At 66.4% G+C, this 10742-nt stretch carries 9 protein-coding genes; 1 reads left to right on the top strand and 8 read right to left on the bottom strand.

Annotation, left to right across the window (positions count from 1 at the left end; genetic code table 11):
- From A9975_RS06780 to A9975_RS06755, 6 genes are all read right to left on the bottom strand, one after another.
- Positions 1 to 167, bottom strand: a 167-nt coding sequence (locus tag A9975_RS06780; protein WP_183031955.1) for a transposase, incomplete at its 3' end; no start/stop codon positions are given.
- A gap of 804 nt (positions 168 to 971) precedes the next feature.
- Entirely contained in the window at positions 972 to 1196 is a 225-nt protein-coding gene (locus A9975_RS06775; protein WP_183031954.1) for a formate dehydrogenase subunit delta, read from the bottom strand.
- Positions 1193 to 2038: a formate dehydrogenase accessory sulfurtransferase FdhD gene (fdhD, locus tag A9975_RS06770; protein WP_183031953.1), complete on the bottom strand. Its 846-nt coding sequence runs from the start codon at positions 2036 to 2038 to the stop codon at positions 1193 to 1195. Before fdhD ends, A9975_RS06775 begins: the two co-directional genes overlap by 4 nt.
- On the bottom strand, positions 2035 to 4890 hold the full coding sequence (gene fdhF, locus A9975_RS06765) for a formate dehydrogenase subunit alpha (protein ID WP_183031952.1): 2856 nt from the start codon (positions 4888 to 4890) through the stop codon (positions 2035 to 2037). Before fdhF ends, fdhD begins: the two co-directional genes overlap by 4 nt.
- Positions 4891 to 4978: 88 nt before the next feature.
- Positions 4979 to 6532 (bottom strand): NADH-quinone oxidoreductase subunit NuoF, encoded by a 1554-nt coding sequence (locus A9975_RS06760; protein ID WP_183031951.1) that lies wholly within the window; start codon positions 6530 to 6532, stop codon positions 4979 to 4981.
- A complete protein-coding gene (locus tag A9975_RS06755) occupies positions 6529 to 7068 on the bottom strand; it encodes a formate dehydrogenase subunit gamma (protein ID WP_183031950.1) in 540 nt (179 codons plus the stop codon). Before A9975_RS06755 ends, A9975_RS06760 begins: the two co-directional genes overlap by 4 nt.
- A gap of 287 nt (positions 7069 to 7355) precedes the next feature.
- Between A9975_RS06755 and A9975_RS06750 the strand changes: the two genes are divergently transcribed.
- On the top strand, positions 7356 to 8453 hold the full coding sequence (locus A9975_RS06750) for a substrate-binding domain-containing protein (RefSeq protein WP_183031949.1): 1098 nt from the start codon (positions 7356 to 7358) through the stop codon (positions 8451 to 8453).
- 21 nt (positions 8454 to 8474) lie between these two features.
- Here the strand turns inward: A9975_RS06750 and A9975_RS06745 are convergent, their stop codons facing one another.
- Positions 8475 to 8798, bottom strand: a complete 324-nt coding sequence (locus tag A9975_RS06745) for a hypothetical protein (RefSeq protein ID WP_183031948.1) — start codon at positions 8796 to 8798, stop codon at positions 8475 to 8477.
- Between the two features lie 98 nt (positions 8799 to 8896).
- A complete protein-coding gene (locus A9975_RS06740; protein WP_183031947.1) occupies positions 8897 to 10567 on the bottom strand; it encodes a hemagglutinin in 1671 nt (556 codons plus the stop codon).
- Positions 10568 to 10742: the final 175 nt, after the last annotated feature.

The raw sequence follows: 10742 nt of genomic DNA, 5'->3' as shown, positions 1-10742 counted from the left end.
GCCCCATTGAGCTTGCCCGCCTCGGCGGCCTTGCGCCAGTTGCGCAGTGTCTGATCAGACACGCCCAATTCCGCAGCCAGCTCTCCTGTCGTCTTCCCGGCACGCAGTTGCCTGACCGCCTGTTCCTTGAACTCCGCAGTGAATTCCTGTTTCGGTATCTTTCGCATTTCGCTTCCTTCCAACTAGTTGAGGTTATACCTCACCTCTTGGAAGGCGAAATTTCGGGGGAAGCTCATCTTGCACCCAAGTGCGTACGACATCCCCCTGCGGGGGCTGCCGGTCACTCTTCTTTGCGTCGGCAAAGAAGACTAACGAGAAGAAAGCCGACCCTGCCGGGAGCCGAACAATCGCGGGTGCTAAGGGTGCTGGTTTCGTCGTAGGGCCAGCGGTTCTGCTCGCATCTGCCGGTACCGGTTTGACCGGCCACGAATCTGCCAGCCTCCGGGATACGTGGTGAGGCCCCCGGTAGTAGACACCACTTGCTTCAAGCCGTCTGTCGCTCGCGGCGTGGCCGGCCACGAAGTTGCAGGCGCACCGGTTCCGTCGTGGGCGCGGTGGCACCGGGTTGATATGCCCAAGGCCTTGACCACCGCGCCCGCCCCACCACGAAACCATTGACGGGTGATGTGTCGTGATGGTCCGTGCCGGTAACGGCAGATGGTCGAATGCTCACCGAGCAAAGCGATCAGGGGCACCACCACGTGACCATCGAGTCATGCAATTACGATGCCCTTCATGCCGGTATGGCAAAGGCCCGCCGACACTCCGGGCCGTACGACGAAACCACCGAGGCCCAAATAGCCTGATTGCTCTGCCCCCGGCAGGGTCGGCTTTCTTCTCGTTAGTCTTCTTTGCCGACGCAAAGAAGAGTGACCGGCAGCCCCCGCAGGGGGATGTCGTATGGCTCTTGGGTGCAAGATGCCATCGCCGCAACAATCAAACAGCGACCACCCCCAACAACCTTCCCCCCATCACTCCAACACCCCCCGATACCTAGTCACCGCCAACAGCACAATCTCATCCAGCCCAGCGTCTTCACTACTATCCAGCCGTGCCAGCAAAGCGCGCCGCATACGCGGCTCCCAGAAACGCTTGATATGGCTGGCGATATCCGCCACCGCTTCTTCGCGGTCCGGCATGGCTTCGAAGAAGGTGCCGATCTGGTTCGCCATCTTGACGAGGTTCTCGGAGTTCATGCCTGTTTCGTCCTGCTGTGCAAACGTTGGGGGTGGGAGTAGACCACGTGCCGGCCGGCGCGTACAAAGCCGGCCAGCGTGATGCCGGCATCGATCGCCAGGCGTACCGCGAGCGCGGTCGGGCCGGATACGGCGGCCAGCACGCCGACGCCGGCGCTGGCGGTCTTCAGCACCATTTCGTAGCTGGCGCGGCTGGTCACGAGCACGGCGCCGCGCGAGCGGTCCTCGCCGGTGCGTGCCAGCGCGCCGATCAGTTTGTCGAGCGCGTTGTGGCGGCCCACGTCTTCGCGGACCAGCGCGACCTGGCCGTCGGCGCGCAGCCACGCGGCGGCGTGCGTGGCGCCGGTGTGGCGCAGCAGTTCCTGCCGGGTCTGCAACTGCGCGAATGCGGCGTACATCGCCTCGTCGCTGAAGCTGGCGCCGCTGCGCACGGGTGCCGGGGCGCGCATGACTTGCTGCAGCGATTCGGTGCCGCACAGGCCGCAGCCGGTACGGCCCGCCATGGCGCGGCGGCGATCCTTGAGCGCGGCGAAGGCTTGCGCCGCAATGCGCAACCGCACCGCGATACCCTCGGGGCGGACCTCGGTCTCCATCTCATAAACATCGCGCGGGCTGGCCACCAGCCCTTCGCTCAGGCTGAAGCCCAGCGCGAAGTCTTCGAGATCGGCCGGCGAGGCCAGCATGACCGCATGCGAGATGCCGTTGTACTCGAGCGCAACCGGCACCTCCTCGGCAATCTCGTCGTCCTCCAGCGCCAGCTCGCCCAGGCGGCTGCGGCTGACCTCGAAGGTGCTGTGAGTGGCCGGTTCGGCGTCGGCCATGGCGGGTTCGCACAGTGTCATGCCGACCCTGCCTCGGCACTGGCCGCCTGCAGCAACTGCATCTGCTGATCGTGGAAATCGCGGTACTGGCGTTGCCATTCGGACGGTTGCGCCACCGGCATGACCTGCACCGCGGTGACCTTGTACTCGGGGCAATTGGTCGCCCAGTCCGAGTTGTCGGTGGTGATCACGTTGGCGCCGGACTCGGGGAAGTGGAAGGTGGTGTAGACCACGCCCGGCTGCATGCGCTCGCTGACGATGGCGCGCAGCACGGTTTCGCCCGCACGGCTTTGCACGCCGACCCAGTCGCCATCCTTGATGCCGCGTTCCTCGGCGTCGTGCGGATGGATCTCCAGGCGGTCCTCGTCATGCCACATCACGTTCTCGGTGCGGCGTGTCTGTGCACCGACGTTGTATTGCGACAGGATGCGGCCCGTGGTGAGGATCAGCGGGAACTTGCGGTTCACGCGCTCGTTGGTGGGCACGTAGCGGGTGATGATGAACTTGCCCTTGCCGCGCACGAATGCGTCGATGTGCATGGTCGGCGTGCCCTCGGGCGCGGCGTCGTTGCACGGCCACTGGATGCTGCCGAGTTCTTCCAGGCGCTGGTAGCTGACTCCGCTGAAGGTGGGCGTGAGCCGCGCGATCTCGTCCATGATCTCGGAAGGATGCTTGTAGTCCATCGGATAGCCCAGCGCATTGGACAGCAGCACGGTGGCTTCCCAGTCGGCATAGCGTGCCTTGGGCGGCATCACTTTGCGCACGCGCGAGATACGGCGCTCGGCGTTGGTGAAGGTGCCGTCCTTCTCCAGGAAGGACGAGCCCGGCAGGAATACGTGCGCGTACTTGGCGGTCTCGTTGAGGAAGATGTCCTGCACCACGATGCATTCCATGGCCGACAGCGCGGCTGCCACGTGCTGCGTGTTCGGGTCGGACTGCACGATGTCTTCGCCCTGGCAGTACAGGCCCATGAAGCTGCCGGACAGCGCGGCCTCGAACATATTGGGAATGCGCAGGCCCGGCTCCGGGCTGATCTCCACATTCCACGCGGATTCGAACAGCCCGCGCGTGGTGGAATCCGACACGTGGCGGTAGCCCGGCAGTTCATGCGGGAACGAGCCGATGTCGCACGAGCCCTGCACGTTGTTCTGTCCGCGCAGCGGGTTCACGCCCACGCCTTCGCGGCCGATATTGCCCGTGCACATGGCGAGGTTGGCGATGCCCATCACGGTGGTCGAGCCCTGCGCATGTTCGGTCACGCCCAGGCCGTAATAGATCGCGGCATTACCACCGGTGGCGTACAGGCGTGCGGCGCCGCGCAGTTGCCCGGCGGGAATGCCGGTGATCTCGGCCATGGCCTCCGGCGAGTTCTCCGGCAGCATGACGAAGTCGCGCCATTGCTGGAACGCGCGGTCCTCGCAACGCTCGGCGATAAACGATTCGGCCATCAGGCCTTCGCTGACGATCACGTGGGCCATCGACGTCACCACCGCCACATTGGTGCCGGGACGCAATTGCAGGTGGAAGTCGGCGCGCACGTGCGGCGAATCGACCAGGTCGATGCGGCGCGGATCGATCACGATCAGCTTGGCGCCGGCGCGCAGGCGCTTTTTCATGCGCGAGGCAAACACGGGGTGGCCGTCGGTCGGGTTGGCGCCCATCACCATGATGACGTCCGCCTTCTCCACCGAGCGGAAGGTCTGCGTGCCGGCGGATTCGCCCAGCGTCTGCTTGAGGCCGTAGCCGGTGGGCGAGTGGCAAACTCGCGCGCAGGTATCGACGTTGTTGTTGCCGAAGGCGGCGCGCACCAGCTTCTGCACCAGGTAGCCTTCCTCGTTGGTACAGCGCGAGGACACGATGCCGCCGATGGCGTCGCGGCCATGCTTGGCCTGGATGCGCTTGAACTCGGAGGCCGCGTGGCTGATCGCTTCTTCCCACGACACTTCGCGCCACGGATCGGTGATCCTGGCGCGGATCATCGGGTTCAGGATGCGGTCTTTGTGGGTCGCATAGCCAAAGGCGAAGCGGCCCTTCACGCACGAGTGCCCCTCGTTGGCCTGGCCGTTCTTGTACGGCACCATGCGCACCACTTCATTGCCCTTCATCTCCGCCTTGAAGGCGCAGCCCACGCCACAGTAGGCGCAAGTGGTGACCTTGCTGTGCTCCGGCTGCCCCATGCGGATGATGGAGGTCTCGGCCAGCGTGGCGGTGGGACATGCCTGCACGCAGGCGCCGCACGACACGCAGTCGGAATCCATGAAGCTGTCGCCCTGCCCCGCCGTCACGCGCGAATCGAAGCCGCGGCCGCTGATGGTGAGCGCGAAGGTGCCCTGGGTTTCCTCGCAGGCGCGCACGCAGCGATTGCACACGATGCACTTGGAGGGATCGTAGGTGAAATACGGATTGGATTCGTCCTTGGCCTCGGCACGGTGGTTGGCGCCGTCGTAGCCGTAGCGCACTTCACGCAGGCCGACCACGCCGGCCATATCCTGCAACTCGCAGTTGCCGTTGGTGGGGCAGGTCAGGCAGTCCAGCGGGTGATCGGAGATATACAACTCCATCACGCCGCGGCGCAGGTCGGCCAGCTTGTCGGTTTGCGTCTTCACCTTCATGCCGGCTTCGGCCGGCGTGGTGCACGAGGCGGGGAAGCCCCGCCGGCCTTCGATCTCGACCAGGCACAGGCGGCAGGAGCCGAAGGACTTGAGGCTATCGGTGGCGCACAGCTTGGGCACGTTCACGCCGGCTTGCACGGCGGCGCGCATCAGCGAGGTGCCGGCGGGCACGGTCACGCCGACGCCGTCGATCTCAAGGGTGACCTGCTGTTGCGAATCGCTGGCCGGCGTGCCGAAGTCGATTTCGTTGCGTGTGTTCAAGGCGGGCTCCCGCTGCGGCCTGGGCCGCGTACTGGTGATTCAGAGTGGCGCAGTGGCAGCGCCGGTTCGATAGGCTGCGGCGCTACGCTCAGGCCGCTCTGGCTGGCACTGCCACGCCAAAGTCTTCCGGGAATGCATCTAGCGCCGACAGCACCGGGTACGGCGTCATGCCGCCCATGGCGCACAACGATCCGCCCAGCATGGTGTCGCACAGGTCGCGCACCAGCTTGACGTGCTTCACCGGCTGGTCGCCCGCGATGATCTTGTCGATCACCTCGACGCCGCGCGTGGAGCCGATCCGGCACGGCGTGCACTTGCCGCAGGATTCGATGGCGCAGAACTCCATCGCGTAGCGGGCTTGCCTGGCCATGTCGACGGTGTCGTCGAACACCACGATGCCGCCATGCCCCAGCACCGCGCCGAACGCGGCGAAGGCTTCGTAGTCCATCGGCGTATCCAGCCGCGACACCGGCAGGTACGCGCCCAGCGGGCCGCCCACCTGCACCGCGCGGATGGGCCGTGCGCTGCGCGTGCCCTGGCCGTAGCCCTCAAGCAGTTCGCGCAGGGTCACGCCGAAGGCTTTCTCCACCAGCCCACCCTGGCGCACATTGCCGGCGATCTGGAACGGCAGCGTGCCGCGCGAGCGGCCCATGCCAAAGTCGCGATAAAACTGTGCGCCGCGCGCGAGGATCACCGGCACGGTGGCCAGCGAGATCACGTTGTTGATGATGGTGGGCTTGCCGAACAGCCCTTCGATGGCCGGCAGCGGCGGCTTGGCGCGCACCACGCCGCGCTTGCCCTCCAGGCTTTCCAGCAGCGCGGTTTCCTCGCCGCAGACATAGGCACCGGCGCCCTTGCGCACTTCGAGCCGGAAGCGCCGGCCGCTGCCGCGGATATCGTCGCCCAGCCAGCCGGCCGCCTGCGCGATGCCAATGGCGGATTCCAGCACGGCGATGGCGTGCGGGTATTCCGAGCGCACGTAGATGTAGCCATGCTCCGCGCCGACGGCGAGGCCGGCGATGGTCATGCCTTCGATCAGCATGAACGGGTCGCCTTCCATCACCATGCGGTCGGAGAAGGTGCCGGAGTCGCCTTCATCGGCATTGCAGACCACGTATTTCGTGGGCGACTGCGCGTTGCGCACCGTCTGCCACTTGATGCCAGTGGGAAACGCCGCGCCCCCGCGTCCGCGCAGGCCGGAATCGGTCACTTCCTGCACGATCTGCGCGCCGTCCAGCGCCAGCGCGCGGGTCAGGCCGGCATAGCCATCGTGTGCGATGTAGTCAGCAAGCGAAAGCGGATCGGTGATGCCCATGCGGGCAAAGGTCAAGCGCTCCTGCCCCTTGAGGAACGGGATTTCCTCGGTGAGCCCCAGCGCCAGGGCATGCGCGCCACCGGCCAGGAAGTCGGCATCGAACAGCGCGGCGACATCTTCGGGGGTGACCGGCCCGTAGGCCACGCGTCCGGCGGGGGTCCGCACTTCAACCAGCGGCTCAAGCCAGAACATGCCGCGCGAGCCGTTGCGCACCAGTTCGATGCTGGCGCCACGCGCCGTGGCCTCACGCGTGATGGCGCGGGCCACCGCATCGGCGCCCATGGCCAGCGCGCCGGAATCTCGAGGTACGAAAACGGTGATGCTCATGCTTGCACCTCCTGGTCCACTACCACGTCCGCGCAGGCTTTGATCAGCGCATCGAAGCGCTGCGGCGTGACGCGGCCAGCCAGCTCCCCGTCGATCATCACGGCCGGGCCACAGGCGCACTGGCCGAGGCAATACACCGGCTCCAGCGTGAACCCGCCATCGGCGGTGGTTTCATGGAATCCGCAACCCAGTGCGCGCTCGGCATGCGCGGCAAGGGCCTCGCTGCCAACCGACTGGCACGCTTCCGCGCGGCAGACCTGGACCACGTGCCGGCCCGGCTTGCTGTCGCGAAAATGGTGATAGAAGGTGACCACGCCATGCACCTCGGCGCGCGACAGGTTGAGCGCGCGGGCAATCTCGGGCAAGGCGCCGGCAGGCACGTAGCCTACCGTGTCCTGGATCTCGTGGAGGATGGGCAGCAAGGCGCCCGGCATATCGCGGCGCGCGGCCACGATCCGGGCAACCGGGTCGCGCACGGCGCCGGCGGCTGGCTTGGCGGCTGGTGTATCGGCTGGCTTGGCAGCGGAATCAGACATCGAGTCTCCTGGTGGCGCAGCTCGGGCCGGCGCAAGCGCTCAAGCGCGGCGCCAGCGGCAGACGGTGTGGCGCATTGGCTTGCGCGTCTTGCCAGGATTGGCTGCGGGGCGCGGCACGCCGTGTTGCGGCGATCGCGTTATATGCTATTTTTTTCATATATTGGGGGCTCTGAACGGGCATTCCCCATCTCGCCTGGCCGGTTAAGCGGGCTTTTATCGGGTGCTATGCCTCTTCGAGCGGACTATAGGCAGTTGGCCACGTTCGAGCAATATGCTATTTTTCTCATATGATTCGCATCTCGATCCTGCCCCACCTCCAAATCCGCGACGATAGCGACGCCGCCAGCGCCCCGCTTGACGTGTCCCGCCTGGTCACCTTGCTCGGGCATATCGAAAGCACTGGCAGCATCAGCCAGTCTGCGCAGGCGACCGGCCTGTCCTACCGCTATGCCTGGGGCATCCTGCGCGACGCGCAAACCCTGTTCGGCGGCGCACTGATCGCCAAGACCCGCGGGCGCGGCAGCGCGCTGTCGCCGCTGGCGCAGCAACTGGTGTGGGCCAGCAAGCGCATAGCCGCGCGGCTCTCGCCCACGCTGGAGAGCCTGGCCTCGGAACTGGAAATCGAGCTCAAGAAGCTGGTGGACCAACCCGGCCCCACGCTGCGCCTGCACGCCAGCCATGGCTTCGCGGTGGCGGCGCTGCATGATTTCCTGGACGCGCACCGGGTGCGCCACGACCTGAAGTACTGCGGCAGCCTTGAGGCGGTTGCGGCCCTTGCGCAAGGCGCCTGCGATATTGCCGGCTTCCATGTGCCGATCGGCGAATTCGAGCGGGACATGCTGGCGAGCTTTGCCGCATGGATTCGCCCCGATACCCATTGCCTGATCCAGTTGGCGGTCCGCGCGCAAGGCATCTTCGTGCGCCCCGGCAACCCGAAAGAGGTCACCACGCTGCAAGATCTCTGCCGCGCCGACGTGCGCTTCGTCAACCGCCAGACCGGTTCCGGCACGCGGCTGCTGCTGGACCTGATGCTCAAGGCGCGCGGCATCGACAGCGGGCGCATCGAGGGTTACAGCAATGGCGAGTTCACCCATGCCGCGGTGGCCGCCTATATCGGCAGCGGCATGGCGGATGCGGGATTCGGCGTGGAGACGGCGGCGCGCCGCTTCGGGCTGGATTTCGTGCCGGTGCTCAAGGAACGGTACTTCTTTGTGATCGAGCGGGAGCGCCTGCAAAGCCCGGCACTGGCCGGCGCCGTCGCAGCACTCAGAAGCGCCGGTTTCCGGCAGGTGGTGGATGCCCTGCCCGGCTACGACGGCAGCCTGACCGGCACGGTATTGACGCTGGAAGAGGCGTTCCCCGACCGCGCGGGCCCGAGCGACTGACCAGGCTGGAATTATCCGGATCTAGCGCGCGGGAGCGCCGTCCGGCACGGCCTCGATCCGCTCGACGCGGATGGCCGGTGCCCACGTGCCGGGCTGGTTTGCGCGCAGCACGGTGCCGGTCACGCCCACCTTCTGGCCGCGCAACGCCTCGGCCTCGCCGACAGGGAATTTCTCCAGCACCCATGCCTCGCCTTCGGCGGTGACCAGCACCGGCTGCTGGAACAGGGCGCTGCCCTTGACCATCACCGTGCCCGTCAAGGCGATGGACCGCCCGGCCGGCACCGCGTGCACACACGCGGCCAGCACGACGGACAGGGCAGCAATCAGGGGCAGGATTCGGCGCATGAGGTTTGTTGGATTGACAAGTCCGGGCGGCGGACATCGCCGCCCGGGAGCCGCCGGAGCAAGATCCGGCGAGCCGGCACTTAGCGCGTTCAGTACAGTCAGTACACCACGACGGATAGCGTAGCGCCGGCAGGCACGCGCACAGTCTCGCTGAACGTGGCGCCCACATTGCTGCGAACCACCGGGAAACTACCGTACGGCTGCAGCGTGGCGGGCACGGCCACTGGCAGCTTGCGCGACGCGCGGAACAGGTCCGGATCGATCAGCGGAAGCGTAAAGCCGCCATCGACACGGGCTGGGTAGCCGTAGCGCGCCGGCGACGTCGCGGCTGGCATCAGCGAATTGCTGGTGACGCTCCAGCGCAACAGTTCCTGGCTGAAGCCGGAGTCCGGGCGCGCGGCCTTGATGGCCTGGTCGAGCACGGTCTTGGAGTCCGCGCTGGAGGTCCGGCCCAGCAAGTCCTTGTAGAAGGCCAGGCCGAGTTGCCGGTCCAGGAAGCCGCCGAAGCTGCCCGACACCGAATAGCTCTCGCAGGTGGCGCCGAAACCCGTGAAATTCAGCATATTGCAGTTGAAGTTGCCGTTGCCGTAGCTCACGTAGTCCCTGAAACGCACGTCGCGGATCGCGTTGTAGGTGGGGTCGATGGTCTGGCTGGCGAAGTCCTCCATCATCATCGCGGACATCTCTTCCAGCCAGCTGTCGAATGCGTACTGCTGGCCGGCCTTGACGCCGCGGCGGTAGAAGTTCTGCATATGCATCCCCTCGTGCGCCATCGTCATCTTCATCGACTTCAGGCCTGCGGCGCCGCCCAGGTACAGGGTCTCGGAATCGAGATAGAGCGACAGCGACTCGTTGCTGCGCGGATCCGAGGTGGCCTTCAGGTTGTGCAGGCCCCAGAAATAGCCCACGGTGCCGAATGGCGTGCTGTTGTTGTCGAAGTTGAGCACGACGATATCCACCGGCTGGCCGCTGCCGGCGATCAGGTTGTTGTAGCTGTGCGGGCCCCATAGCGGGCCGCCGACCGAGGTCAGCATGTCGTAGATGCCACCGCCGCCGGCGAAGGCGGCAGCCAGCGTGTCGACGAGCGTGCCGGTGACCTTGCCAGGCGCCGACTCGGTGGTCTCCACCCAGATGTTGACGGTGGTGGCATCTGCCGTGCTGACTTGCTTGACCAGCGTGGCCGCGCGGCGCGTGCCGTCGGTGTGATACCAGCTCTTGGTATCGTTGACCACGGAGGCAAGCGGCGGTGGCGGCGCGATTTCGGAAAGGCTGGCCACCTGCTTGCCGCCGGCCATTGCCGCCCAGCCGGCGCGATTGAACTCGCCAATGTCGCGCAGCGTTTGTTCGTCCTGCCCCGTGGAGACCGACTGGATCGAGAGGTTGCCCAGTACGGATTGGATCACCGACAGCGACAGGCCGGCCGGCATGGCCTGCGCCGTGGCGCCGTTGGTGTAGAGCAGCGTCACGGCCTTGCCGTTCACGCCGCCGATGGCAACTGGCACATCGGCTGGCGCACCGGTGGTGTTGGAGGCGGACCAGACGCCGACGCCGGAACCCGAGTAATCGCTGGCATCCACGGCGCCGCAGCCGCCGCAGGCCGGCGCCAGCGTAGGCGGCACGGGCGCGCTGGCGACCGGCAGGGAAGGACTCGCGGCTGCCTGGGCGGCAGCCGGCGCATCGCCGCCACCGCCACCGCAGGCGGCGACAGACATGGCGGCCAGCAGGGCAGCGAGCAGGCCTGCGCGTCGGCGAAAGAGAGGACCCCTCATGTTCTAAAGCTCCGATTCTTGTTCTGTGGATGCCGGCCTGGGCGCACGAGGCCTAAGCCACCGAAATAACGGCATCCGGGACAAGAGCTTTAACGAGGGGGAAACTTGCTGTGCATCCGTACTAGCCCCGGCGGGCAGGCCATGCCGCACTGCGCGCGGGGACTATGCAAGAATG

Source organism: Cupriavidus sp. UME77 (assembly GCF_014170355.1).
GTDB lineage: Bacteria > Pseudomonadota > Gammaproteobacteria > Burkholderiales > Burkholderiaceae > Cupriavidus > Cupriavidus basilensis.
Note: the sequence above shows the minus strand (reverse complement) of the source record. Positions and strands in the feature narration are given on the sequence as shown.